General features: G+C 39.9%; 25 protein-coding genes and 3 pseudogenes. 24 read left to right on the forward strand and 4 right to left on the reverse strand.

What is annotated here, in order from left to right:
• Positions 1 to 54: 54 nt before the first annotated feature.
• From rnr to HT728_RS04210, 10 genes and pseudogenes are all read left to right on the forward strand, one after another.
• Positions 55 to 2,409, forward strand: coding sequence for a ribonuclease R (rnr, locus tag HT728_RS04165; protein ID WP_173233949.1), 2,355 nt, complete (start codon positions 55 to 57; stop codon positions 2,407 to 2,409).
• A complete protein-coding gene (gene smpB / locus HT728_RS04170) occupies positions 2,372 to 2,839 on the forward strand; it encodes an SsrA-binding protein SmpB (protein ID WP_001051750.1) in 468 nt (155 codons plus the stop codon). The genes rnr and smpB overlap by 38 nt, the downstream gene beginning before the upstream one ends.
• Positions 2,840 to 2,853: 14 nt before the next feature.
• Complete coding sequence (gene tehB, locus HT728_RS04175) at positions 2,854 to 3,714, forward strand: SAM-dependent methyltransferase TehB (protein ID WP_164226022.1); 861 nt, start codon at positions 2,854 to 2,856, stop codon at positions 3,712 to 3,714.
• A gap of 223 nt (positions 3,715 to 3,937) precedes the next feature.
• The gene (locus HT728_RS04180; RefSeq protein WP_173234128.1) at positions 3,938 to 4,129 is read left to right on the forward strand and encodes a type II toxin-antitoxin system HicA family toxin; all 192 of its coding nucleotides are present in this window, start codon (positions 3,938 to 3,940) and stop codon (positions 4,127 to 4,129) included.
• Positions 4,130 to 4,156: 27 nt separating this feature from the next.
• Positions 4,157 to 4,534, forward strand: coding sequence for a type II toxin-antitoxin system HicB family antitoxin (locus HT728_RS04185; protein WP_173233951.1), 378 nt, complete (start codon positions 4,157 to 4,159; stop codon positions 4,532 to 4,534).
• A gap of 77 nt (positions 4,535 to 4,611) precedes the next feature.
• Entirely contained in the window at positions 4,612 to 5,565 is a 954-nt protein-coding gene (locus tag HT728_RS04190) for a competence protein CoiA family protein (protein WP_173233953.1), read from the forward strand.
• 18 nt (positions 5,566 to 5,583) lie between these two features.
• Complete coding sequence (pepF, locus tag HT728_RS04195; protein WP_173233955.1) at positions 5,584 to 7,386, forward strand: oligoendopeptidase F; 1,803 nt, start codon at positions 5,584 to 5,586, stop codon at positions 7,384 to 7,386.
• Between the two features lies 1 nt (position 7,387).
• On the forward strand, positions 7,388 to 8,101 hold the full coding sequence (locus tag HT728_RS04200) for an O-methyltransferase (RefSeq protein ID WP_173233957.1): 714 nt from the start codon (positions 7,388 to 7,390) through the stop codon (positions 8,099 to 8,101).
• A gap of 66 nt (positions 8,102 to 8,167) precedes the next feature.
• Positions 8,168 to 9,109 carry a peptidylprolyl isomerase PrsA gene (prsA, locus tag HT728_RS04205; RefSeq protein ID WP_173233959.1) on the forward strand — a complete coding sequence of 314 codons (942 nt, stop codon included), beginning with the start codon at positions 8,168 to 8,170 and terminating at the stop codon, positions 9,107 to 9,109.
• Positions 9,110 to 9,416: 307 nt separating this feature from the next.
• A pseudogene (locus tag HT728_RS04210) lies at positions 9,417 to 9,512 on the forward strand (IS630 family transposase); the annotation flags it as partial.
• 359 nt (positions 9,513 to 9,871) lie between these two features.
• Here HT728_RS04210 and HT728_RS04215 read toward each other — a convergent pair.
• The 4 genes from HT728_RS04215 to HT728_RS04230 form a co-directional block, all read right to left on the reverse strand.
• A complete protein-coding gene (locus HT728_RS04215) occupies positions 9,872 to 10,492 on the reverse strand; it encodes a histidine phosphatase family protein (protein WP_173233961.1) in 621 nt (206 codons plus the stop codon).
• Positions 10,492 to 10,974 (reverse strand): aminoacyl-tRNA deacylase, encoded by a 483-nt coding sequence (locus tag HT728_RS04220; protein WP_061423884.1) that lies wholly within the window; start codon positions 10,972 to 10,974, stop codon positions 10,492 to 10,494. The genes HT728_RS04215 and HT728_RS04220 overlap by 1 nt, the downstream gene beginning before the upstream one ends.
• Positions 10,974 to 11,816, reverse strand: coding sequence for a DUF368 domain-containing protein (locus tag HT728_RS04225; protein WP_173233962.1), 843 nt, complete (start codon positions 11,814 to 11,816; stop codon positions 10,974 to 10,976). The genes HT728_RS04220 and HT728_RS04225 overlap by 1 nt, the downstream gene beginning before the upstream one ends.
• 94 nt (positions 11,817 to 11,910) lie before the next feature.
• Entirely contained in the window at positions 11,911 to 12,711 is an 801-nt protein-coding gene (locus tag HT728_RS04230; RefSeq protein WP_173233963.1) for a glycoside hydrolase family 25 protein, read from the reverse strand.
• A gap of 143 nt (positions 12,712 to 12,854) precedes the next feature.
• Between HT728_RS04230 and glmU the strand changes: the two genes are divergently transcribed.
• The 14 genes and pseudogenes from glmU (at position 12,855) to sdbB (ending at position 26,856) form a co-directional block, all read left to right on the forward strand.
• A complete protein-coding gene (glmU, locus tag HT728_RS04235) occupies positions 12,855 to 14,234 on the forward strand; it encodes a bifunctional UDP-N-acetylglucosamine diphosphorylase/glucosamine-1-phosphate N-acetyltransferase GlmU (protein ID WP_164227026.1) in 1,380 nt (459 codons plus the stop codon).
• Positions 14,235 to 14,243: 9 nt separating this feature from the next.
• Complete coding sequence (locus HT728_RS04240; protein WP_000393816.1) at positions 14,244 to 14,789, forward strand: NUDIX hydrolase; 546 nt, start codon at positions 14,244 to 14,246, stop codon at positions 14,787 to 14,789.
• Positions 14,790 to 14,800: 11 nt separating this feature from the next.
• The gene (macP, locus tag HT728_RS04245) at positions 14,801 to 15,112 is read left to right on the forward strand and encodes a cell wall synthase accessory phosphoprotein MacP (RefSeq protein WP_173233964.1); all 312 of its coding nucleotides are present in this window, start codon (positions 14,801 to 14,803) and stop codon (positions 15,110 to 15,112) included.
• A gap of 16 nt (positions 15,113 to 15,128) precedes the next feature.
• A complete protein-coding gene (locus tag HT728_RS04250) occupies positions 15,129 to 15,821 on the forward strand; it encodes a 5'-methylthioadenosine/adenosylhomocysteine nucleosidase (RefSeq protein WP_173233965.1) in 693 nt (230 codons plus the stop codon).
• Positions 15,822 to 15,897: 76 nt separating this feature from the next.
• The gene (rocS, locus tag HT728_RS04255; RefSeq protein ID WP_000021242.1) at positions 15,898 to 16,389 is read left to right on the forward strand and encodes a chromosome segregation protein RocS; all 492 of its coding nucleotides are present in this window, start codon (positions 15,898 to 15,900) and stop codon (positions 16,387 to 16,389) included.
• A gap of 103 nt (positions 16,390 to 16,492) precedes the next feature.
• A complete protein-coding gene (locus HT728_RS04260; protein WP_173233966.1) occupies positions 16,493 to 17,083 on the forward strand; it encodes a 3'-5' exonuclease in 591 nt (196 codons plus the stop codon).
• A gap of 8 nt (positions 17,084 to 17,091) precedes the next feature.
• Positions 17,092 to 18,855, forward strand: coding sequence for a glycerophosphodiester phosphodiesterase (locus tag HT728_RS04265; RefSeq protein ID WP_173233967.1), 1,764 nt, complete (start codon positions 17,092 to 17,094; stop codon positions 18,853 to 18,855).
• Positions 18,856 to 19,179: 324 nt separating this feature from the next.
• Positions 19,180 to 20,103, forward strand: coding sequence for an Rpn family recombination-promoting nuclease/putative transposase (locus HT728_RS04270; RefSeq protein WP_173233969.1), 924 nt, complete (start codon positions 19,180 to 19,182; stop codon positions 20,101 to 20,103).
• A gap of 209 nt (positions 20,104 to 20,312) precedes the next feature.
• Positions 20,313 to 21,209 carry an Rpn family recombination-promoting nuclease/putative transposase gene (locus HT728_RS04275; protein WP_173233971.1) on the forward strand — a complete coding sequence of 299 codons (897 nt, stop codon included), beginning with the start codon at positions 20,313 to 20,315 and terminating at the stop codon, positions 21,207 to 21,209.
• Positions 21,199 to 21,687: pseudogene (locus HT728_RS04280) on the forward strand (hypothetical protein); the annotation flags it as partial. The gene HT728_RS04275 and the pseudogene HT728_RS04280, both read left to right, overlap by 11 nt.
• A gap of 729 nt (positions 21,688 to 22,416) precedes the next feature.
• A pseudogene (locus tag HT728_RS10610) lies at positions 22,417 to 24,498 on the forward strand (DUF1542 domain-containing protein); the annotation flags it as partial.
• A gap of 426 nt (positions 24,499 to 24,924) precedes the next feature.
• Positions 24,925 to 25,341: a transmembrane domain-containing protein gene (locus HT728_RS10515; protein WP_345890033.1), complete on the forward strand. Its 417-nt coding sequence runs from the start codon at positions 24,925 to 24,927 to the stop codon at positions 25,339 to 25,341.
• Positions 25,342 to 25,570: 229 nt separating this feature from the next.
• Entirely contained in the window at positions 25,571 to 26,278 is a 708-nt protein-coding gene (ccdA2, locus tag HT728_RS04300) for a thiol-disulfide oxidoreductase-associated membrane protein CcdA2 (protein WP_173233975.1), read from the forward strand.
• Between the two features lie 11 nt (positions 26,279 to 26,289).
• Positions 26,290 to 26,856 (forward strand): thiol-disulfide oxidoreductase-associated lipoprotein SdbB, encoded by a 567-nt coding sequence (gene sdbB / locus HT728_RS04305; protein WP_173233977.1) that lies wholly within the window; start codon positions 26,290 to 26,292, stop codon positions 26,854 to 26,856.
• Positions 26,857 to 26,909: the final 53 nt, after the last annotated feature.

Here is a 26,909-nt window from a genome sequence, read left to right on the forward strand (position 1 = left end):
GATATTTGAGAAGGTTTTACAGTAAAAGAAAATTAAAAAATCTAGAAAGAAAATATGAAAGACAGAATAAAAGAATATTTACAAGATAAGGGAAAGGTAACTGTCAATGACTTGGCTCAGGCTTTGGGAAAAGACGGTTCCAAGGATTTTCGTGAGTTGATTAAAACCTTGTCCTTAATGGAAAGAAAGCACCAGATACGCTTTGAAGAAGATGGAAGTCTGACCTTGGAAGTCAAGAAAAAACATGAGATTACTCTCAAGGGGATTTTTCATGCTCATAAAAATGGCTTTGGCTTTGTTAGTCTGGAAGGCGAGGAGGACGACCTTTTTGTAGGAAAAAACGATGTCAACTATGCTATTGATGGTGATACCGTTGAGGTCGTCATCAAGAAAGTCGCTGACCGCAATAAGGGAACAGCAGCGGAAGCAAAAATTATCGATATCTTAGAACACAGTCTGACAACCGTAGTCGGTCAAATCGTTCTGGATCAGGAAAAGCCTAAGTATGCTGGCTACATCCGTTCGAAAAACCAGAAAATCAGCCAACCCATCTATGTTAAGAAACCAGCCCTTAAACTCGAGGGAACCGAAGTTCTCAAGGTCTTTATCGATAAATACCCAAGCAAGAAACACGATTTCTTTGTCGCGAGTGTTCTAGATGTGGTGGGGTATTCAACGGATGTCGGAATTGATGTTCTTGAGGTTTTGGAGTCTATGGACATTGTATCCGAGTTTCCAGAAGCTGTTATCAAGGAAGCAGAAAGTGTGCCTGATGCTCCGTCTCAAAAGGATATGGAAGGCCGTCTGGATTTGAGAGATGAGATTACCTTTACCATTGACGGTGCGGATGCCAAGGATTTGGACGATGCCGTGCATATCAAAGCATTGAAAAATGGAAATCTGGAGCTTGGAGTTCACATAGCAGATGTTTCCTACTATGTGACTGAGGGTTCGGCTCTTGATAAGGAAGCCCTTAATCGCGCGACTTCTGTCTATGTGACAGACCGTGTGGTCCCAATGCTTCCAGAACGACTGTCAAATGGTATCTGCTCCCTCAATCCTCAAGTTGACCGCCTGACCCAGTCTGCCATTATGGAGATTGATAAACATGGTCGTGTGGTCAACTATACCATTACACAAACAGTTATCAAGACCAGTTTCCGTATGACTTATAGCGATGTCAATGATATCCTAGCTGGCGACGAGGAAAAGCGACAAGAATATCAGAAAATTGTTCTTAGTATCGAACTCATGGCCAAACTTCATGAAACTTTAGAAAACATGCGTGTGAAACGTGGAGCCCTCAATTTCGATACCAATGAAGCCAAGATTTTAGTGGATAAACAAGGTAAGCCTGTTGATATCGTTCTTCGTCAGCGTGGTGTTGCCGAGCGGATGATTGAGTCTTTTATGTTGATGGCCAACGAAACAGTTGCCGAGCATTTCAGCAAGTTGGATTTGCCTTTTATCTATCGGATTCACGAGGAGCCTAAGGCTGAAAAGGTTCAGAAGTTTATTGATTATGCTTCGAGTTTTGGCTTGCGCATTTATGGGACTGCCAGTGAGATTAGCCAGGAGGCTCTCCAAGACATCATGCGTGCTGTTGAGGGAGAACCTTATGCAGATGTCTTGTCCATGATGCTTCTTCGATCCATGCAGCAGGCTCGCTATTCAGAGCACAATCACGGTCACTATGGATTAGCGGCTGATTATTATACTCACTTTACTAGTCCGATTCGTCGTTATCCGGACCTCCTTGTTCACCGTATGATTCGGGACTACGGCCGTTCTAAGGAAATAGCCGAGCATTTTGAACAAGTAATTCCAGAGATTGCGACCCAGTCTTCCAACCGTGAGCGTCGTGCTATTGAGGCTGAGCGTGAAGTCGAAGCCATGAAAAAGGCTGAGTACATGGAAGAATACGTGGGCGAAGAGTACGATGCGGTTGTGTCTAGCATCGTTAAATTCGGTCTCTTTGTTGAATTGCCAAACACAGTTGAAGGCTTGATTCACATCACTAATCTACCTGAATTTTATCATTTCAATGAGCGGGATTTGACTCTTCGTGGGGAAAAATCGGGGACAACCTTCCGTGTAGGTCAGCAGATTCGCATTCGCGTTGAAAGAGCTGATAAGATGACGGGTGAAATTGACTTCTCTTATATTCCAAGTGAGTTTGATGTGATCGAAAAAGGCTTGAAACAGTCTAGTCGCAATGATAGAGGGCGTGGTTCAAGTCGTCGTTCAGATAAGAAAGAAGACAAGATAAAATCAGGACGCTCAAATGATAAGCGCAAGCATTCACAAAAAGACAAGAAGAAAAAAGGAAAGAACCCTTTTTATAAGGAAGTAGCTAAGAAAGGAGCCAAACATGGCAAAGGGCGAGGGAAAGGTCGTCGCACAAAATAAAAAGGCGCGCCACGACTATACTATCGTAGATACGCTAGAGGCAGGGATGGTCCTGACTGGAACTGAAATCAAGAGTGTGAGAGCAGCTCGAATCAATCTAAAGGATGGCTTTGCCCAAGTAAAAAATGGAGAAGTCTGGTTGAGCAATGTTCATATCGCGCCTTACGAAGAGGGCAATATCTGGAACCAAGAACCAGAACGTCGTCGTAAACTCCTGCTCCATAAAAAGCAAATCCAAAAGTTGGAACAAGAGACCAAAGGGACAGGAATGACGCTGGTTCCTCTTAAAGTCTATATCAAAGATGGTTATGCCAAGCTCCTTTTAGGTTTAGCTAAAGGGAAGCATGACTATGATAAGCGGGAGTCAATCAAACGACGTGAGCAAAATCGCGACATTGCGCGCGTGATGAAAGCTGTTAATCAGCGATAAAAAGAGGAATGAAAATGGAAAAACTAATTGCCTATAAACGTATGCCCTTGTGGACTAAAGAAACCATGCCAGAGGCTGTTCAGCAGAAACACAATACCAAGGTTGGGACTTGGGGCAAGATTACTGTTTTAAAAGGAACTCTCAAGTTTATTGAATTGACAGAGGATGGTGAGGTTCTAGCTGAGCATCTCTTTGAAGCGGGGGCTGACAATCCAATGGCACAACCACAAGCCTGGCACCGAGTGGAGGCTGTAACAGACGATGTAGAATGGTACTTGGAATTTTATTGTAAACCTGAGGATTATTTCCCTAAGAAATACAATACCAATCCTGTTCATTCAGAGGTCCTAGAGGCTATGCAGACAGTAAAACCAGGGAAAGCCTTGGATTTGGGCTGTGGTCAGGGGCGTAATTCCCTCTTTCTAGCCCAGCAAGGTTTTGATGTGACAGCTGTGGATCAAAATGAACTGTCCCTTGAAATCTTGCAAAGCATTGTGGAGCAGGAAGATTTGGATATGCCTGTTGGTTTTTACGATATCAATTCAGCTAGCATTGGGCAAGCTTATGATTTCATCGTATCGACAGTTGTTTTGATGTTTTTGCAAGCAGACCGCATTCCTGCAATTATCAAAAATATGCAGGAGCATACCACGGTCGGTGGCTATAATCTTATTGTTTGTGCCATGGACACGGAGGATTACCCTTGCTCGGTTAACTTCCCATTCACTTTTAAAGAAGGGGAACTGGCAGATTATTACAAGGACTGGGAATTGGTTAAGTACAATGAAAATCCTGGTCATTTGCACCGTCGTGACGAAAATGGCAATCGCATTCAACTACGCTTTGCGACCATGCTAGCTAAGAAAATCAAGTAAACATACATGAAGATTAGGAATTTTTCTGATCTTTTTTTCTTTTTTTACGAATAGATAAGATAGAAGAATTGACAAAAATACGCATTATAAGTATAATTTTAGATAGAAAGGTGACCATAAATGACAATCACAGGTAAGGAAATGGTAAAATTATACTCAATGAAAATCAAAGAGCAAACTAGGAAGCTGGCCGCAGGCTGTACTTGAGTACGGCAAGGATAAGCTGACGTGGTTTGAATTTGATTTTCGAAGAGTATTAGCTCTTGCAAATGGATGGATTGAAGTACGTAAGAGAGGAAGTCATCATCATTTTAAGAAAGAAGGGGTCTCCTATCTTGTCACTATTCCAGTTCACGGTAATGAGGATTTAGGAAAAGGTTTAGAGAGAAAAATATTAAAAGATTTGGGATTGTAGTTGATTTGAAAATTGTGGAGGTGTACTATGCTAAAATCTTATCCTGCTATTTTTCATAGAGAAGGCACTGGATACTGGGTTGAATTTCCTGAATTTGGAGGCGGGACTGAAGGAACAACGATTGAACTTGCAATGAAAAATGCACGGGAAATGCTTGAGAGTGTTTTAGCTTCTTATATTGATGAAGGACTGGCTCTGCCTACTCCTAGTGACATTGCTGAGTTGAAAGCTCCTGATGGATTTGTGACTTTGATTCAGGTCAATCCCTTGCCTTTCGTAAAGAATAATAAAGCGATTCGAAAAAATGTTACGGTTCCAGAGTGGCTAGTCAGACTTGCAGATCGTGAGAAAGTGAACTATTCTGAAGTTTTGACACAAGCTCTTGAAAGTCGCTTGCAACTCTAAAATTATAGAGTGATGAAGATTAGGAATCTCCTGATCTTTTTTATTTTTTACGAATAATATAGAAAAGGAGGGAAATCATGTTTGTTGCGAGAGATGCTAGGGGTAAATTGGTAAATGTGTTAGAGGATAAGCTTGAGAAGCAAGAATACACCTGCCCAGCTTGTGGAGGTAAGCTCCGTTTGCGGCAAGGACCAAGTGTCCGGACCCATTTTGCCCATAAATCCCTAAAAGACTGTGATTATTCCTCTGAAAATGAAAGCCCAGAACACCTGTCCAATAAGGAATCCCTCTATCACTGGTTGAAAAAAGAGGCAGAGGTACAATTAGAATACCCGTTTCCAGAACTTAAACAGATTGCGGATGTATTTGTAAATGGCAATCTAGCTTTAGAGGTTCAATGTAGTCCCTTGCCTCAAAAAGTTCTTAAAGAGCGTAGTGAGGGTTATCGTAGTCAGGGTTACCAAGTACTGTGGTTGCTGGGGGAAAAACTTTGGCTCAAGGAGCGTTTGACTCGTCTGCAAGAAGGGTTTCTTTATTTCAGTCAAAATATGGGCTTTTATGTTTGGGAATTGGATGAGGAAAAACAGACTTTAAGACTCAAATATCTCATCCACCAAGACCTCCGCGGTAAACTCCATTATCAAATCAAGGAATTTTCCTATGGTCAAGCTAGTCTACTGGAGATATTACGTCTTCCCTATAAGAAACAAAAAATATCTAGTTTTAGTGTTTCTCAGGATAAGGACATCTGTCGTTATATCCGGCAACAACTGTATTATCAAAATCCTATTTGGATGAAAGAACAAGCAGAAGCCTATCAAAAGGGAGAAAATGTCCTGAATTATGGGCTGAAAGAATGGTATCCACAAATTCGACCACTAGTAGGTGATTTTTGCCAAATTGAACAAGATTTGACCAGCTATTATAAGCATTTTCAAACCTATTACCAACAAAATACTCAAAATGATTGGCAAAAGCTTTATCCACCAGCCTTTTATCAGCAATATTTCTTAAAAAATATGGTAGAATAGAAAGGATGGAGGAATCTAATGGTATTACAAAGAAATGAAATAAATGAAAAAGATACATGGGATCTATCAACGATTTACCCAACTGACCAGGCTTGGGAAGAAGCCTTAAAAGAGTTAACAGAACAACTGGAGACAGTGGCTCGGTATGAAGGTCATCTCTTGGATAGTGCGGATAGCCTACTCGAAATTACTGAATTTTCTCTTGAAATGGAACGCCAAATGGAGAAGCTTTACGTTTATGCTCATATGAAAAATGACCAGGATACACGTGAAGCCAAGTACCAAGAGTATTACGCCAAGGCAATGACTCTCTACAGCCAGCTAGACCAAGCCTTTTCATTCTATGAACCTGAATTTATGGAAATTAGTGAAAAGCAGTATACTGACTTTTTAGAGGCTCAACCAAAATTGCAGGTTTATCAACACTATTTTGATAAGCTTTTACAAGGTAAGGAACACGTTCTTTCACAACGCGAAGAAGAATTATTGGCTGGAGCTGGGGAAATCTTTGGTTCGGCAAGTGAAACTTTCGCTATCTTGGACAATGCGGATATTGTTTTCCCTTATGTTCTTGACGATGATGGTAAGGAAGTTCAGCTATCTCATGGGACTTACACACGTTTGATGGAGTCTAAAAATCGTGAGGTGCGTCGTGGTGCTTATCAAGCTCTTTATGCGACTTATCAACAATTCCAACACACCTATGCTAAAACCTTGCAAACCAATGTTAAGGTGCAAAACTATCGTGCTAAAGTTCGCAACTACAAGAGCGCTCGTCATGCAGCCCTAGCGGCTAATTTTGTTCCAGAAAGTGTTTATGACAATTTGGTAGCAGCAGTTCGCAAGCATTTGCCACTCTTGCATCGTTACCTTGAACTTCGTTCAAAAATCTTGGGAATTTCAGATCTCAAGATGTACGATGTCTACACACCGCTTTCGTCAGTAGATTATAGTTTCACCTACCAAGAAGCCTTGAAAAAGGCAGAAGATGCCTTGGCAGTCTTGGGTGAAGATTACTTGAGCCGTGTTAAACGTGCTTTCAGTGAGCGTTGGATTGACGTTTATGAAAATCAAGGCAAGCGTTCAGGGGCTTACTCTGGTGGTTCTTACGATACCAATGCCTTCATGCTTCTTAACTGGCAGGACAATCTAGACAATCTTTTTACTCTTGTTCATGAAACTGGTCACAGTATGCACTCAAGCTATACTCGCGAAACTCAGCCTTATGTTTACGGGGATTACTCTATTTTCTTGGCTGAGATTGCATCAACTACCAATGAAAATATCTTGACGGAGAAATTATTGGAAGAAGTGGAAGATGACGCAACGCGCTTTGCTATTCTCAATAACTTCCTAGACGGTTTCCGTGGAACAGTTTTCCGCCAAACTCAATTTGCTGAGTTTGAACACGCGATTCACCAAGCGGATCAAAATGGTGAAGTCTTGACAAGCGATTTCTTAAATAAACTCTACGCAGACTTGAACCAAGAGTATTATGGTTTGAGTAAGGAAGACAATCCTGAAATCCAATACGAGTGGGCACGCATTCCACACTTCTACTATAACTACTATGTATACCAATATTCAACAGGATTTGCAGCAGCCTCAGCCTTGGCTGAAAAGATTGTTCATGGTAGTCAAGAAGACCGTGACCGCTATATCGACTACCTCAAGGCAGGTAAGTCTGACTATCCACTTAATGTCATGAGAAAAGCTGGAGTTGATATGGAGAAGGAAGACTATCTCAACGATGCCTTTGCAGTCTTTGAACGTCGTTTGAATGAGTTTGAAGCCCTTGTTGAAAAATTGGGATTGGCATAAGATGGTTGAATCGTATAGTAAGAATGCCAACCATAACATGCGTCGCCCTGTCGTCAAGGAAGAAATTGTGGACTTGATGCGTCAGCGCCAAAAGCAAGTCACAGGAGCTTTGAAAGAATTGGAAGACTTTGCCCGCAAGGAAAATATTCCCATTATTCCCCATGAAACGGTAGCTTATTTCCGTTTTCTCATGGAAACCATGCAACCTAAAAACATTCTGGAAATTGGGACGGCCATCGGTTTTTCAGCCCTCTTGATGGCAGAATATGCGCCAAATTCTAAGATTACAACCATTGACCGCAATCCAGAAATGATTGGTTTTGCCAAGGAAAATTTTGCTCAATTTGACAGTCGTAAGCAAATCACACTCCTAGAAGGAGATGCGGTAGATGTCTTATCTACCTTGACAGAGTCCTATGATTTCGTCTTTATGGATTCAGCCAAGTCTAAATACATCGTCTTTCTGCCAGAAATCCTCAAACATTTGGAAGTCGGTGGTGTGGTTGTCTTGGATGATATTTTTCAAGGCGGTGATGTTGCCAAGGACATTATAGAAGTCCGTCGAGGTCAGCGAACCATCTATCGAGGACTTCAAAGACTATTTGACGCAACCTTAGACAATCCAGGACTTACCGCAACATTAGTACCTCTGGGAGACGGCATTCTCATGCTTCGTAAAAATGTAGCAGATGTTCAATTGCCTGACAGCGAATGATTTTCAGAAAAATTTAAGAAAATATAGTAAAATAGATAGAGTAACACTTATCTCAAAGGAGTAGACATGAAGAAAAAACTATTGGCAGGTGCCATTACACTATTATCAGTAGCAACTTTAGCAGCTTGTTCGAAAGGTTCAGAAGGGGCAGACCTTATCAGCATGAAAGGGGATGTCATCACAGAACATCAATTTTATGAGCAAGTGAAAAGCAACCCTTCAGCCCAACAAGTCTTGTTAAATATGACCATCCAAAAAGTTTTTGAAAAACAATATGGCTCAGAGCTTGATGATAAAGAGGTTGATGATACTATTGCCGAAGAAGAGAAACAATATGGTGAGAACTACCAACGTGTCTTGTCACAAGCAGGAATGACCCTTGAAACACGTAAAGCTCAAATTCGTACAAGTAAATTAGTTGAGTTGGCAGTTAAGAAGGCAGCAGAAGCTGAATTGACAGATGATGCTTACAAGAAGGCCTTTGACGAATATACTCCAGATGTAACGGCTCAAATCATCCGTCTTGATAATGAAGATAAGGCCAAAGAAGTTCTCGAAAAAGCCAAGGCAGAAGGTGCTGACTTTGCCCAATTAGCCAAAGATAACTCAACTGATGAGAAAACTAAAGCGAATGGTGGAGAAATCACCTTTGATTCTGCTTCAACAGAAGTACCGGAACAAGTTAAAAAAGCTGCTTTTGCTTTAGATGTAAACGGCGTTTCTGATGTGATTACAGCAACTGGCACACAAGCCTACAGTAGCCAATATTACATTGTAAAACTCATTAAGAAAACAGAAAAATCATCTAATATTGATGACTACAAAGAAAAATTAAAAACTGTTATCTTGACTCAAAAACAAAATGATTCAACATTTGTTCAAAGCATTATCGGAAAAGAATTGCAAGCAGCCAATATCAAGGTTAAGGACCAAGCCTTCCAAAATATCTTTACCCAATATATCGGTGGTGGAGATTCAAGCTCAAGCAGTAGTACATCAAACGAATAGTCCAAATCAATGAGTCAGGCAAAAACTCGACTTCAGGAAAAAATAAAGTAAATTTTCCCACAATAAAACGCATAGTACAAGGTTTTCAATACCTGATATTATGCGTTTTTTGATTTTCAAGACTTTTTGACCAGCCTCATTTTTTTAACTTGCTACTCAGTGAAAAGCAAAGATTAAACTAGGAAGCTAGCTGTAGGCTTCTCAAAGAACAGCTTTGAGGTTGCAGATAAGACTTATGAGGTCACCAACATATATAATGTGAAGCTGACGTGGTTTGAATAGATTTTAGAAGAGTATGAGTCTGGAAGTTTTAATGGATAATGCAAGATTCCATAGAATGGGTAAGCTAGAGTTCTTATGTGAAGAGTTTGGGCATAAACTTTTACCTCTTCCTCCCTACTCATCTTATACTCAATGAAAATCAAAGAGCAAACTAGGAAACTAGCCGCAGGTTGTACTTGAGTACGGCAAGGCGACGTTGACGCGGTTTGAATTTGATTTTCGAAGAGTATTAGTATAGAAAAGTGAATCTGAAATAGTACATCACTGCTTCTAAAACATTCTTATAAATTGATTTAAATTCTCAAAATCACATTATTCAGTTCTTATTTCATTTTGCTCTACAATCCTGTTGAGAAGACACATGTTCATATCAAAAAGGTATTGGCAAGTTGCAATACCTTTTTACGAGGCTCTTTTGTCTTATTTTTGTTTCAACTGACTATATCTCCTATGGTTCTAGTTCAGAAGGCTAGGCTATAATTATGATTGATAAGAAGTATCATTCCAAGTATCGAGAGTGAATGTTTCAAAATCATGGGTTTCTAGAATTGTCAGGCTGGCATTTGCTAGACCGCCATCTTTACGAAGAAGTGGTTCTTTATATCCTAGAAGAGTACGAAGACTGGCAGTAAGATTGGCACCGTGACCGACAATTAGAATATGCTCAGCTGGACTATCTTTTAATGATTTGATAAATTGGATGGTCCGTTGCGTGGTGCTATAGAGGGATTCGGCTCCAAACATTTGAGTGTCAAATTGAGCAAGATTAGATCGGAAAGCTTTGATTTGTTGCGGGTAAATAGCTTCCAAGGTTGCAATTTTCAAACCTTCTAATTTACCTAGCTGCCATTCACGGAGATTCGGAACACTTTCTAAAGGACAGGGTGTCTTGAGTTGACTTTGGATAATCTCAGCAGATTTGACCGCTCGAGGTAAATCACTTGCATAAATCTGATCAAAAGGAATTTCCTTGAGATATTGGCCAAGTTGTTTTAGGGTTTCAATGGATTCAGGAAGAAGGGGAGAATCTCCACTAGCACCTTGAAAACGCCCTTCTTGGTTCCAGACGGTACGACCGTGGCGGACAAAGTAGAGTTTCATTACTTGCTGTCCTCCAAAATATCTACAAAGTCTGCCTTTACAAAGCTAGCCAGGTCTTGTGGCGCTACGATAATGCTGTGACCAACTTCGCCAGCAGAGACAATCATTTGATCCAAGTCTAGAGCAATTTTATCGATAAAAATGGGATAATTGTGTTTCTGACGAATTCCGACAGGATTATTGGCTCCATGAATGTAACCAGTTGTTTTTTCTAAGTCCTTTTGTGGAATCATGCTCACTTTTTTATTACCAGAAATTTTAGCTAGTTTCTTTTCCGATAAGTGTTGAGTGATAGGCACAATTCCGATAATCGGTCCTGTCTTATCTCCCAAAAGAGCCAAGGTTTTGAAAATCTGATCTCGTTCATAACCTTGAGGCAGCTCTCCTTCCAGGGCATTGATTTGAATCCCCTGATGTGGGATACCTGCTTTAGATAGGATTTGTTCCACCAATGTTTTTTTGATTTTAACTTTTTTTGCCATTATTTATACTTATCCTCCAATTGGCTCATCCAAATACCAAGCCAGATTCCCAGTGCAAAGAAGAAGGCGATGATGACATAGCTAACAAGAGAAAGGCCAGTGTATTGGATACTTTCAGCGTTTCCTGCATTTGGAATCAAGATCAAAAGGGTACTTGATAGGACAATACCGATGATGAAATGATAGACGCGTGAGTGGTAGTTGTTTAAGGCATAATCCATCAATTTTGAAAAAACGATGAGAGTTGCACCTGCACCAATTCCAATCGGGAAGAAGGTTCCCAAGAGGTCAAAGGTTTTAAAACCAGTCAACATAGGAGCATAGAGACCCAAAATCAAAAGTAGATTTGATGGACTGAGGCCAGGAACTAAGACGCCAAGAGCCAGCAGTGCACCTGCTAGGACGAAATTAAGAAAGCTAGCACTTAAGGTTCCAACGACAAAATTTAAGGCATAGAGTCCTAGTCCAGAAATGATAAAGGTTGTCCAGAACCAAGCTAAATCAATCTTGTCTCGGTCAGATTCTCGAGTTGATTCTTTTAGTAGGCTAGGAACCGTACCAATGATGGCACCCGCAAAGCTCCATAAGACAAAGACCTGGTAATTTTCAAGCAGGTATTCAATCGGGTAGGAAAATAATCCGATTCCCAGAAGCATACCGATGGCAACTGGAATAAAGTACAAAACATTTTCTTTAAAGTCTTTAAAGGGATGGGCCAGAAAGCCAATCATCCGTTCGTAAATGCCTAAGATTGCTGCTAGAACTCCTCCGGAAATTCCCGGTAGAATAAATCCAAGAGCAATCACAATCCCTTTAATAATGCGCGCTAACCATGAGAGCATATAGTTCCTCCAACTATTTCTATTTCAAAAAATCCTTACTATATTGTATCACAATCAAACACAAAAAGAAAAAGCAAATGCTAAACAAATGCTTTTAAGGTTTTAAAAAGAGTTTTCTAAAGGTTTCTTCTTTGTTTTTTAAGGGAGAGATGACGTTGATATCCAAATTGTGGTCAAAGCCGGCAATTTTCCCTTTAGATGTGTATTGGTGGATGTCATAATCTAAATCAGTTTTAGGACTGCTCTCAAAAAATCCTGAGTCTGAGCCGTAGGACGGAATCCAAACAGAGGTAAACTTGCCTGTATCAATACTATGTTCTTCCATGAAATAGACCCCAACGTAGATTCCGATGTTTTTAGCACCTAGTGATGCTAATTTTGCTCGAAAGGCTTCAACACCCTCGTTCATATTGGACATGGTTTTGTCTTCTATGTCTAGCCAATAGTAACTAGGGCTGTAAGGAGAGGCAGCATTGTAGAAAACTTCAGCGGCTTTTTCCATTTCTTGGACACTTTTTCCAGCTACATAAGCGTAGACCCCAACGGGGACATTCCGCTTTTGAAGTTCAGTGATATGACTCTTATAGGCTTTGTCTATTCCATTGATAAAGGAAGCATCATTTTCTTTTGTCGTTTGAGCACCGCTGTGAACACGAACAATAGCGCCTGAAATATTTTGTGAGAGGGCATCGTAGTTGATTTCCTCAGGACGCTGCCAGCCAGAGAGGTCAATAATCGGTCTGTCTAAGTGTTTCAAAGCCTGTGCTTCAATCTGCGCTATGTTGGATTTTGTTTTAAAGGATTGGTTGTCATTAAGTGGGCGATTGATGATTAAAATGAACATCATAATCCCAAAAAAACTAAATAAAATAAGTGGATGAATTTGTTTTCTCATATCTCATAATTTTACCCTAAAAATCAAAAAAAATCAAAAAAATGGGTTAAGGAAAGGACTTTGGAGCATTTTTTTATTCAAGGGCGCGGAATGATTTGAAATATGGTATAATAAAAGGGAATTTCTACAGAAAAGAGAAGATTATGTCAAATTTTGCCATTATTTTAGCAGCGGGTAAAGGGACTCGCATGAAATCTGATTTGCCAAAAGTGTTGCACAAGGTTGCGGGTATTTCTATGTTGGAACATGTTTTCCGTAGTGTGGGAGCTATCCAACCTGAAAAGACAGTAACAGTTGTAGGACACAAGGCAGAATTGGTTGAGGAGGTCTTGGCTGGACAGACAGAATTTGTGACTCAATCTGAACAGTTGGGTACTGGGCATGCGGTTATGATGACAGAGCCTATCTTGGAAGGTTTGTCAGGTCACACCTTGGTCATCGCAGGAGATACTCCTTTAATCACAGGTGAAAGCTTGAAAAACTTGATTGATTTCCACATCAATCATAAAAATGTGGCTACTATCTTGACTGCTGAAACAGATAATCCTTTTGGCTATGGACGAATTGTTCGTAATGACAATGCTGAGGTTCTTCGTATTGTTGAGCAAAAGGATGCCACAGATTTTGAAAAACAAATCAAGGAAATCAACACTGGAACATACGTCTTTGACAACGAGCGTTTGTTTGAGGCTTTGAAAAATATCAATACCAACAACGCTCAAGGAGAATACTATATTACAGACGTCATTGGTATTTTCCGTGAATCTGGTGAAAAAGTCGGTGCTTATACTTTGAAAGATTTTGATGAAAGTCTTGGGGTAAATGACCGTGTGGCACTTGCGACAGCTGAGTCGGTTATGCGTCGTCGCATCAATCACCAACACATGGTCAATGGGGTTAGCTTTGTCAACCCAGAAGCAACTTATATCGATATTGATGTTGAAATTGCGCCTGAAGTTCAAATCGAAGCCAATGTTACCTTGAAGGGGCAAACTAAAATTGGTGCTGAGACTCTTTTGACAAATGGAACGTATGTAGTGGATAGCACTATTGGAGCAGGAGCTGTCATTACCAATTCTATGATTGAGGAAAGTAGTGTTGCTGACGGAGTGACAGTCGGTCCGTATGCCCACATTCGTCCAGGTTCAAGTCTGGGTGCACAAGTCCATATTGGAAACTTTGTCGAGGTGAAAGGTTCTTCTATCGGTGAGAATACCAAGGCTGGTCATTTGACTTATATCGGAAACTGTGAAGTGGGTAGCCATGTTAATTTTGGTGCAGGAACCATTACAGTCAACTATGACGGCAAAAACAAATACAAGACAGTCATCGGTAACAATGTCTTTGTTGGTTCAAATTCAACCATTATTGCGCCAGTAGAACTTGGTGACAATTCCCTCGTTGGAGCTGGTTCAACTATTACTAAAGATGTTCCAGCGGATGCGATTGCGATTGGTCGCGGTCGTCAGGTCAATAAAGACGAATATGCAACACGTCTTCCTCATCATCCTAAGAATCAGTAGGAGTCTGTCATGGAATTTGAAGAAAAAACGCTTAGCCGAAAAGAAATCTATCAAGGACCAATATTTAAACTGGTCCAAGATCAGGTTGAATTACCAGAAGGCAAGGGAACTGCCCAACGGGATTTGATTTTCCACAATGGGGCTGTCTGTGTTTTAGCAGTAACGGATGAACAAAAACTCATCTTGGTCAAGCAGTACCGCAAAGCTATCGAGGCTGTCTCTTACGAAATTCCAGCCGGAAAGTTGGAAGTGGGAGAAAATACAGACCCTGTTGCAGCAGCTCTTCGAGAATTAGAGGAAGAAACAGCCTATACAGGGAAATTAGAACTCTTGTATGATTTTTATTCAGCTATTGGTTTTTGTAATGAAAAGTTAAAACTATACCTAGCAAGCGATTTGACGAAAGTGGAAAATCCGCGTCCGCAGGATGAGGATGAAACCTTAGAAGTCCTTGAAGTGAGCTTAGAAGAAGCCAAGGAATTAATCCAATCAGGTCATATCTGTGATGCCAAGACAATTATGGCTGTTCAGTATTGGGAATTGCATAAAAAATAGAGGAGGTCAGTATGGGTAAACCTTTATTAACGGATGAAATGATTGAAAGGGCTAATAGAGGCGAAAAAATTTCAGGTCCTCCTTTACTTGATGATGAGGAGACTAAGATTTTACCAACCTCTTCTTCCCGTTTTGGTTATTCCAATCCTAAGGATCATGGTTTTAGCCAGGAAACCTTGAAGATTCAGGTCGAACCGTCTATTCATAAAAGCCGTCGCATTGAAAATACCAAGAGAAATGTCTTCAATTCTAAACTGAATAAAATCTTATTTGCAGTCATCTTTCTCTTAATTTTGCTTGTCTTAGCAATGAAACTGTTGTAATAGAAAAGGAATTGAAATGAAAATAGGAATTATTGCGGCTATGCCAGAAGAACTGGCGTATCTGGTCCAGCATCTAGAAAATGCCCAGAAGCAAGTTGTTTTAGGCAATACCTATCACACAGGAACCATTGCCTCTCATGAAGTCGTTCTTGTAGAAAGTGGAATTGGTAAGGTCATGTCTGCTATGAGTGTAGCTATTTTGGCTGATCATTTCCAGGTGGATGCTTTGATTAATACGGGATCAGCTGGTGCAGTAGCAGAAGGTATTGCTGTTGGTGATGTTGTGATTGCAGACAAATTAGCCTATCATGACGTGAATGTCACAGCTTTTGGCTATGCTTATGGACAAATGGCGCAACAACCGCTTTATTTCGAATCAGATAAAACCTTTGTTGCCAAAATCCAAAAGAGTTTATCTCAATTGGATCAAAACTGGCATCTTGGTTTGATTGCTACAGGAGATAGTTTTGTTGCAGGAAATGATAAGATAGAAGCGATTAAGTCCCATTTCCCAGAAGTTTTAGCCGTTGAGATGGAGGGGGCAGCTATTGCTCAGGCGGCGCATGCCCTTAATCTTCCAGTCTTAGTCATCCGCGCTATGAGTGACAATGCCAACCATGAAGCAAACATCTCTTTTGATGAGTTTATTATCGAAGCTGGACGCCGCTCTGCCCAAGTCTTATTAGCCTTTTTGAAGGCTTTAGATTAAGCGGAAATTTGACAGTTTTTCTAGCTTATGATAAGATTTAAGTAAAGAAAAGCTAGAAAACGTTTCAGAGGATATTATGAGTATTGAAATGACCGTCAGTGAGATTGCAGAGGTTTTAGGATTATCTCGCCAAGCAATCAATAACCGTGTCAAAGAATTACCAGAAGAAGACACAGATAAAAACGACAAAGGGGTAACGGTCGTTACCAGAAGTGGTTTGATTAAGCTAGAAGAAATCTATAAAAAAACGATTTTTGAAGATGAGCCTGTCAGTGAAGATGTCAAGCAGCGTGAACTGATGGAGATTCTGGTTGATGAGAAGAATGCAGAAATTCTTCGTCTCTATGAACAATTAAAAGCCAAGGATCGTCAGTTATCAGAAAAAGATGAGCAGATGCGTATCAAAGACCGTCAGATTGCTGAGAAAGACAAACAACTCGATCAGCAGCAACAATTGACTCTTCAAGCCATGAAGGATCAAGAAAATCTCAAGCTAGAGCTGGACCAAGCAAAAGAAGAAGTCCAATCCACTAAGAAAGGCTTTTTTGCTCGTTTATTTGGAGGATAATCAAGGAGCTGTTTAGGTTAAATGCTAACCTGATGGCTTCTTTTATTTCTAATCTAAATAGTATAGTTGCTCAAGTAAAATAACAGTATAGGAGAGATAGAAAATGGAACGATTAGAAGATTACATTGCTTTCGATTTAGAATTTAATCAGCATGAAGGGCAAATACACTTGATTCAAGTATCGGCAGTGCGTTTTAGAGATGGTCAGGAAATCGATGCCTATGATTCCTATGTTCATACCAGTGTGCCTCTAAAAAGTTTTATCAATGGTTTGACTGGGATTACAGCCGAGACCTTAAAAGATGCTCCTCCAGTGGAGGAAGTCATAAAAGAATTCCAAGATTTTGTGGGTTCTTTACCCATGGTTGGCTACAATGCTGCTAAAAGTGATTTGCCTATTCTAGCAGAGCATGGTTTAGACTACAGCCAGCAGTACAAGGTGGACTTGTATGATGAAGCTTTTGAACGTCGGAGTTCGGATTTACATGGTATTGCTAATCTCAAATTGCAAACTGTTGCCTCATTTCTTGGATTTCAAGGTCAATCTCATAATAGCTTGGAGGATGCTCGTATGACAGCGCGTGTTTACGAGTCCTTTCTAGAGTCGGATCAAGCTAGAGAATTGTTAGGGGCAGAAAGTAGCCTCTCAAACAATCCTTTTGGAAGCTTGGACTTGTCTCAATTATTTGATTAGGAGTGCCTATGAAACCTGAAAAACCTAAAAAATTGGGTTTTAAACAGATTTATCTCAATCTTGATAAAATCCTCTTTCTCTTTTTCTTGATTTTTATGATAGTGGAGTATTTGTGGGTCCCATTCAATTCATGGTTGGCTAGCTTCTTATTAGATCAGACAGGTTATCTTTTTATTTCCTATAACAATGTCTTAGCCATCCTCACTCATTCTCCATTGATTAGTCTAGCTTTTTTGGCCTTGATTATCATTAACCTGCTGGTCGCTTATTTTCAAATAGGACTCCTCTTTATTGGTGCTCGTCATCTCCTCTATCATGAAAAGCGAAGGCTAATTGAGTATATCCGCAAGGTTTTCCATGAAAGTTTTGGATTTATGAAAAAGCTAACTTGCGCCAAAGCCTTGTTTATCTTTTTCTATATAGCTATGCTTTTTCCTTTTATACGGAAAATGCTGAAGATTTATTATCTCAATAAAATCGTCATTCCAGAGTTTATTCAAGATTATTTAGAAGATAAATATTGGATGTGGTGGCTGAGCATCCTACTTCTATCTCTTATTTTTCTCTATGTCTCTGTCAGATTGATGTTTGCCCTTCCGAAGATTGTATATGATCAGCTGACTGTTCGAGAAGCAGTGATGTTTAGTTTGGAGAAAACCAAGAAAAGAGTTGCTTTTTATGCTTGGAATTTATTTTATATCTTGCTCAAGGCAAATTTATTATTTTATCTTCCTTTGATTCCTTTGTTATTGGCTCAAACTTTGGTAGATGACATCACTCAGAGAGAGTCTCTGATTCTTGGTATTTTGAATTTTGTCGTGATTAAAAATCTTTATTATATGGCTTTAACTTACTTTTTGGTTAAATTTGTTTCATTTTTGACAGGAAAGGAGCTGGATATGCTTCCTCGGAGAGAAAAAGATCACATCATGCGATGGGGAGTCATGACTTGTGCCAGTCTTTTCTTTGCCTTAGAAGGTTATATTTATCTGGAGGCTCCCATGGTTCATCTACCTCAGCTTATTTCTCACCGAGGGGTTTCTAATGCAAATGGGATTCAAAATACAGTAGAGTCCTTGGAAACTACAGCACAACTCAAACCAGACTTGGTGGAGACGGACGTGCAGGAAACAAAAGATGGGCAGTTTGTCATGATGCATGATGCTAACTTGAAAAATCTAGCAGGTATCAATAAAAGTCCTCAAGACTTAAACTTGGAGGAGCTTAAAGGGATTGATATTTTTGAAAATGGCTACCAGACTAAAATTTCAAGCTTTGAAGATTATCTCAGTCGAGCCAACGAACTTGGTCAAAAATTACTAATTGAAATCAAAACCAGTAAAAAAGATAGTCCAGACATGATGGACCGCTTTTTAGCCCGTTATGCTGCAAAGCTCAAGATTTATGGGCATCAAATCCAGTCTTTAGACTACCATGTTGTTGAAAAAGTAAGACAGTATGATGCCGAACTGCCAGTTTATTTCATCATGCCCTACAATTCTGTCTTTCCTAAAACAAAGGCGACAGGATATACTATGGAGTATTCGACCTTGGATGAATATTTTGTAAGCAAACTATGGACAACGGACCAGAAACTTTATGTCTGGACTGTCAATGATTCAGAAGCTATCAGCAAATCTCTTCACTTAGGAGTAGATGGAGTGATTACAGATGATTTGGAAAAAGTTCAGTGGGAAATAGAAGTAGCCCAAGAAGATCCAGAATATACGGATTTGCTCTTGAAAAAAGCTCTGGAATTCTTTGAATTTTAGTCATAAAAAAGAGGAACAACTATTCCTTCCATGATAGGTAAGTATTCTTGTGAATGCTTGCTTTTTTGTGATTACAATCCGTTTACGAGAATTGTTTTTATTGTTCTTATTTCAATCGACTTTATGGTGCTTTGAAGTTGGAATGCTACACTATAACTTCTAAAATAGTACTAGAAATTGGAAAGTTTCCTTATTCTATATATCCATTAGAAAGAATTGATTAAAAATTAGGAGACTTTTAATTTCTTTTCCGAATAAATAGATAGAAGCATCAAATCTAGTAAATTAGATTAAAAAATGTGCTATAATGAGAGGAGAAGAAATATGACTGTACGTCATCCGGGCATCAGCCCAACCAATGATTTGGTTGCTAAGAAAATTTTTAGCAATCCAGAGATCACTTGTCAATTTATCCGCGATATGCTGGACTTACCAGCAAAAAATGTGACCATTTTGGAGGGAAGTAACATTCATGTCTTGCCTTCCCTGCCCTACTCGGCACAGGATTTCTATACCAGTATAGACGTCTTGGCAGAGTTGGACAATGGCACGCAGGTTATTATCGAAATCCAAGTTCATCATCAGAATTTTTTCATCAATCGCCTGTGGGCTTACCTGTGTAGTCAGGTCAATCAAAATCTTGAAAAAATTCGTCAGCGTGAAGGTGATACTCACCAGAGTTACAAACACATTGCACCAGTGTACGCTATCGCAATCGTGGATAGTAACTACTTCTCAGATGACTTGGCTTTTCATAGTTTTAGCATGCGAGAGGATACGACGGGAGAGGCTTTAACAATTACAAACAATGGACAAGAAAATCATCTGGTTAAGATGGCGTTCTTGGAATTAAAAAAATATAGAGAAACCAGCAAAGATAGTATTCGCAAACCATGGTTAGAATTTTTCGGGAACAAACCCTTTACCCAACAACCAGAGCGAGCCATCAGCCAAGCAGACCAACTGCTGGACTACAAGAGCTGGTCCGAGGAGGACAGGAAGATGTTTAGTCAACTACGTATGCGAGAAGAACAAGCGTTATTGGCTCAGGACTATGCTTTGGAACAAGCTGAGGAAAAGGGCTTAGAACGTGGTCGTGCAGAGGGGATTGAACAAGGCATCGAACAGGGATTAAAAGTAGGTTTAGTAAATCTAGTACGTCAAGGTCTTCTAACACCTGAGGTTGCGAGTGAGCAATTAGGCATGACCGTCGCTGAGTTTGAAGTGCTGTTGAAAGAACATAAGTGAGAAATCTGTAAGCGTTATGCAATCTTAAAACAACCTAAAAAAGATAGCTAAATTTCTTGATGTAAAGAGTTTGGCTATCTTTTTTATCTAAGATATTGTTATTTTCAGGAAAGTTTGAACTTTTCACTTTCTTTTCCGAATAAATAGATAGAAGCATCAAATCTAGTAAATTAGATTTAAAAATGTGCTATAATGAAAGGAGAGGAAATATGATTCTCAGACATCCGGGCATTAGCCCGACTAATGACTTGGTTGCTAAGAAAATCTTTAGTAATCCAGAAATCACTTGTCAATTTATCCGCGATATGCTGGACTTACCAGCAAAAAATGTAACCATTTTGGAAGGAAGCAATATTCATGTACTACCTTCTCTGCCTTATTCAGCCCAAGATTTCTATACTAGCATAGATGTCTTGGCTGAACTAGATAATGGAACCCAGGTTATTATTGAAATCCAAGTCCACCATCAGAATTTTTTCATCAATCGCCTGTGGGCTTACCTATGCAGTCAGGTCAATCAAAATCTTGAAAAAATCCGCCAGCAAGAAGGAAATACTCACCAGAGTTACAAACATATCGCACCAGTATACGCTATCGCAATCGTGGATAGCAACTACTTCTCGGACGATTTAGCCTTTCACAGTTTTAGTATGCGAGAGGATACGACAGGTGAGGTCTTAACTATCACCAATAACGGTCAGGAAAACCATCTGGTTAAGATGGCGTTCTTGGAATTAAAAAAATACAGAGAAACCAGCAAAGACGAGGTTCGTAAACCATGGTTGGAGTTTTTTGGGAACAAGCCCTTTACCCAACACCCCGAGCGAGCCATCAGCCAAGCAGACCAACTGCTAGACTATAAGAGCTGGTCCGAGGAGGACAGGAAAATGTTTAGTCAATTACGTATGCGCGAAGAACAAGCCTTGTTAGCACAGGACTATGCCTTGGAACAAGCTGAGGAAAAAGGTATTGAACGTGGAAAGCTGCTTGCTTTTTTAGATATGGTTCGCCAAGGACTTCTGTCATCTGAGGTTGCAAGTGAGCAATTAGGTATGACCGTGGCTGAGTTTGAGGCGCTATTGAAAAACATTACAAATAAAACCTAAAAAATACAGAGAAACCAGCAAAGACGAGGTTCGTAAACTGTGGTTGGAGTTTTTCGGGAACAAACCCTTTACCCAACAACCAGAGCGAGCCATCAGCCAAGCAGACCAACTGCTGGACTACAAGAGCTGGTCCGAGGAGGACAGGAAGATGTTTAGTCAACTACGTATGCGCGAAGAACAAGCCTTGCTAGCGCAGGACTATGCCTTGGAACAAGCTGAGGAAAAAGGGTTGGAACGTGGTCGTGCAGAGGGTATTGAACAAGGTTTAGAGCGTGGACTTGAACGTGGTCGTGCAGAGGGGATTGAACAAGGCATCGAAAAAGGTTTAGCACAAGGACTTGAACGTGGACGAGCTGAAGGCATCGAACAGGGACTAAAAGTAGGTTTAGTAAATCTAGTACGTCAAGGTCTTCTAACACCTGAGGTTGCGAGCGAGCAATTGGAAATGACTGTCACTGAGTTTGAGGCATTGTTGTAAAATCAGCACTAACGGTAAGGAAAACCATCTGGTCAAGGTGTGCTTTTTGTACTAAAAGACAGGCAAGCGTTTTTGCTTTAGTCTCTTTATCATTTATCTCTCCTTTGGCTTCTATTTATTTGCAGGAATTTTGGAGAGACTTTGGGTATGATTTTGCTATCGGCCTTTCTCTTTGCTTCTTTCCTATATTTATCTGGGCTTTTACGAGTCAGGCTATGGCTGATTTTTGTCATAGTTAGTCTACCTCAGCTATTCTACACAGCTGGGAGAGCCTACATCAAGTGATTTGGGATAGGAGTTATATCAAATAGTATCTCAGGATTTCTGATTTTTCGGAGAGCCTGTTTTTTATTTGCTGAGTCTAGGATAGGTCTTTCTGGCGATAGATAGCAAGACGAACAGCTTCTTTTGAATGTCATATAAATTTAAAATTTCTGAAAATAATGAAAATATACTAAATTTCCAAATAAGGAGCCTATAAATCCTTTAAAATAGGCAACAGCCATATATATATATATAATTATCGATTTTCTAAAGCAAAGTGAGGTTGAAGGAAGGGAACTAAGTTGATATAATTAAGTGTTAGTAAACAATAGGCTTTTTGTCATTTGTTCAAGATGAGAAAAGGTCATGTTTTCCTGTTTTTATCGCGAGTTGATGCCTGCATGAACATGGCTAGAGGAGAAAAGACAGGGTAGAAAGAAAGGAAAAACTATGAAACAGTTTAAAATGAATGAGCGCCAACGCTTTTCTATACGCAAGTTTTCAATCGGAGCAGCCTCAGTCTTGCTAGGGTCTGTCTTTTTTGTGGCTAATCCAGCGACAGAAGTGCAGGCGGCAGAATCAAGTACAGAAGTGGTCGCTCAGGATAGGGATGTCAAGCCTGACAATTCATCTGCCCTAAGCTCATCAGAGACAAGCAGTCAAAATCCAAGCGTAGGACAAGCAGGAACTGAAGCAGAAACTCAAGGAAGAGAGAAAAAAGACCCAGGAACTTCATCTAAAGATGGTGAAGGAAAATCTAAGGTTGAGGAAAGGAGTACTGAAGGCAACTCTAAATTAGAATCAAGTAAAGAGATAGCAGAAAAACAAGATCAACCAAAAACAGATATTGAACTTAGTAGACAACTAAATACTCAGAACTTAGAATCGCTATTAAGTGAAATTGATGCCATAAAAACAGAAAACTACACAGAAGAATCAGTAGCAGCCTTAAAAGCAAAAGCCGAAGAAGCGAGACAAGTCCTTGCAACGGCGCAAAATCAAACAGAAATAGATGTAGCTTTTAGAACATTAGTAAGTTATAAAAATACTGGCTTAAAACGTGTTAAGAAGGATGTAGAACCTAAGGCTCCTAAACTTGATACAACAAACGGTAAAGTGACGGTCGGTCTAAAGGCAGAAAATACAGAACCAAACGGTACCAATATCGCAGGGCATAATCATAGCTTGAATGGAACTACTTTTACAGAAGGTAGTGGGTTTAGGACAGCTCCTGCAGGTGACGTTACATTTTATCAGTTAGATGGAAGTATGGAAACAGAGGCTGGACGAGCACCAAATGCACGGTATATATTAAAAGTCAGAAGACGTCAAGGTTATAGACCTCAATACACAAGTGCTACGACTACTGGAGCATACTTAGATTATAGGGGAAGTAAAGTTGAAGGGGACTTCGTGCTTTATACATATGAAACTAGAGGAAGCGACGGAGCGGTAGGTACTTATGATTTTCGTTTGAAGTTTACTGATTCAAAAACTGGTGAAGTTTATGTTAATAAGACACTTAAAGTAAATGTAAAACCTAATAAACCAACTGTAACGGTAGAAAATTTGGAAAATGCTGCAGGGAAAAGAGCTGTTGTTAAAGCGACAGCTAGAAATACCAAAGATTCAATTGTTGAATTTTATCTAAATGATACTAAAAAAGCAACAATTGATGCTGTAAATGGGACTGCCAGTTGGACACCAGGTGATGCATTTAATGTAGGGGACAAGATTACTGCAAAAAACATTGCTAGGGATAAAGAAACTATAAAAGCAACTTATGGTGGAGATATTAGTGTAGCAAGATCTACATCAGACTTGAGTGATGCAGTAACAATACCAACGCCACCAACGCCAGTATTAGATAAAGATGGGGCGAAAAATGAAGTAGAACAAGCATTTTCAATGAAAACTTCTAATATAGATAAGGATAATTCTTTAACTAATGAAGAAAAAACAGAAGTAAAAGGATTAGCGAAAACAGCAAAAGATAACGCTATCCAAAATATAAAAAATGCTCAAGATGAAACAGCGTTGAATACAGCGAAGAATAATGGAATTACTAACATAGGAAATGTTACGTTGCCAAGAACTACTAAGAAAGCCGAAGCAATTGCAGAAATTAATCGAGTAGCGGAAGCTAAGAAGACAACAATAGGAAACCAAGCAGGCTTAACAGAAGAAGAAAAAACTGCAGGAAAAGAAGCAGTAAAAACAAAAGCAGATGCAGCGATAAAAGCAATAAATGAAGCAACAACAGATGCGACAGTAGAGACAGCTAAAACAAATGGAGTTAGCGAAATCAATAAAGTCACAGCTACAGGAACTAAGAAAGCCGAAGCAATCGAAGCAATTGAAGCTGCTGCATTTGCTAAGAAAACAGAAATTTCGAATCGTTTTGATTTGACAACTGAGGACAAGTCAAGAGCATTGCAACAGGTGGATCAAGAAGCTAAGGATGCTAAAATTGCGGTAGACAAGGGCGTAACAAATAAGGATGTAGAACAGGCAAAAGTGGCAGGAATCGATGCTATCAAGAACATCAATCCACAACCATCTCCACGTCCGCTTCCTACGCCTCAACCTCAACCTTCTACTCCTACTCAGCCAGACCAAGGAGCTACTGAGACTCCAACAGCTCCATCTGAGCCAGCTCCTCAACCGTCTCAACCAACTGCTCCGAGTCAACCTGCAAGTCCTGCTCCAGCTCCAAGTTCAGCTCCGACTCAAGCTCCTAGAGCGGCAGCAAGCGCTTCAGCTAGCTCAACGAGCACGCAAGCTCCAGCTCAAGAGCAAGTTGACAAGTCTGAACTTCGTGCCTTGACTCAAGAGTTAGACCAACGCTTGAAAGCTTTGGCAACAGTATCTGATCCGAAAATCGATGCAGCCAAGGCTGTCCTCCTAGATGCTCAAAAAGCTCTGGAAGATAGTGCCTTGACAGAGCAAGGTCTGCGTACTGCAGTAGAGTCTGTGAAGGCTGTCTTGGACTCTCTCAAAGATGTGAAAGCAAATGCTAGCGACAGCAAGCCTACACAGGACAAGAAAGATGCTAAGCAAGGAACGGAAGATAGTAAGGATTCAGATAAGATGACTGAAACAAACTCAGTTCCAGCAGGAGTGATTGTGGTCAGTCTACTTGCTCTCCTAGGCGTGATTGCCTTCTGGTTGGTTCGTCGTAAGAAAGGGTCAGAAATCCAGCAATTAAGCACGGAATTGACCAAGGTTCTCGGACAGCTAGATGCAGAAAAAGCGGATAAAAAAGTCCTTTCCAAAGCCCAAAAACTTCTCCAAGAAACCCTTGATTTCGTGAAAGAGGAAAATGGCTCAGCAGAGACAGAAGCTAAACTAGTAGAGGAGCTTAAAGCAATCCTTGCCAAACTCAAGTAAAACATGAATTATGAAATGTCAGACCTAAAAGACATTTTCGTTCACAAAAGCAGCGACGAGTAACCCTTGTCGTTGCTTTTTGGCTATTTTGGGGACAAGATCCACCTTGACTAGCAAAAGAAAAGAGTAGTCCAATAGTGCCCGATACGATTTTGCGTAGCAGAAAGCATACAAATTAAATTGAATATAGTAAAATAGGATTAGAAATCTTAAGAAAGTTGGTTCTTTATTGGAAACGATAATATTTTCAATCTCCGTTTTTTTAGCAGGGGTCTTGTCCTTCTTTTCTCCCTGTATTTTTCCTCTTCTGCCAGTCTATGCTGGAATTTTATTGGATGATCAGGAAAGTGCAAAAAGCTTTTCTTTATTTGGGAGAAAGGTTCTCTGGTCAGGCTTGATTCGAACACTTTGCTTTATCGCAGGTATTTCTCTTATTTTCTTTATTCTAGGCTTTGGCGCTGGTTACTTTGGTCATATTCTCTATGCCAATTGGTTTCGATATGTCATGGGAACCATTATTATCATTTTAGGTCTTCACCAGATGGAAATTTTTCATTTTAAGAAATTAGAGATTCAAAAAAGTTTTACTTTCAAGAAATCAGAGGCAAATCGTTATTGGTCAGCTTTTTTACTCGGTATTACCTTTAGCTTTGGTTGGACGCCTTGTATTGGTCCAGTTTTAAGTTCTGTTTTAGCGCTTGCAGCTTCTGGAGGCAATGGCGCCTGGCAAGGAGCTATCTATACCTTGATTTATACTCTAGGGATGGCTATTCCTTTCTTGGTCTTGGCTCTAGCTTCAGGTGTAGTAATGCCATGTTTTAGTAAAATTAAACGTCATATGATGCTACTGAAGAAAATTGGTGGTTTCCTCATTATTTTAATGGGAATTTTGTTACTATTAGGACAAGTAAATGTTCTAGCTGGAATTTTTGAATAAAGGAGAAAAAGATGAAAAAAATAATGTTTGCTGGTTTAAGCCTTTTATCATTAGTCGTATTGATGGCCTGTGGTGAGGAAGAAACTAAAAAGACTCAAGCGGCACAACAGCCAAAACAACAGCAACAACAAACGTCCGTACAACAAATTGCTGTTGGAAAAGATGCTCCAGACTTCACCTTGCAATCCATGGATGGTAAAGAAGTTAAGTTATCTGATTACAAGGGTAAAAAAGTCTACTTGAAGTTTTGGGCTTCATGGTGTGGTCCATGTAAAAAAAGTATGCCTGAGTTGATGGAATTAGCTGCGAAACCAGATCGCGATTTCGAAATTCTTAGTGTCATTGCACCAGGAATTCAAGGTGAAAAAACTGTTGAGCAATTCCCACAGTGGTTCCAAGATCAAGGTTATAAGGATATCCCAGTTCTTTATGATACAAAAGCAACTACCTTCCAAGCTTATCAAATTCGAAGCATTCCTACAGAATACCTGATTGATAGTCAAGGAAAGATTGGAAAGATTCAATTTGGTGTTATCAGTAACGCGGATGCAGAAGCAGCATTTAAAGAAATGAACTAGAATCGATAAAATCTGATTACAATATGTAGTCAGATTTTTTTAGAAAATTATTT

This window comes from Streptococcus sp. 544 (genome assembly GCF_013277385.1).
In the GTDB taxonomy this organism is placed as follows: domain Bacteria; phylum Bacillota; class Bacilli; order Lactobacillales; family Streptococcaceae; genus Streptococcus; species Streptococcus mitis_BA.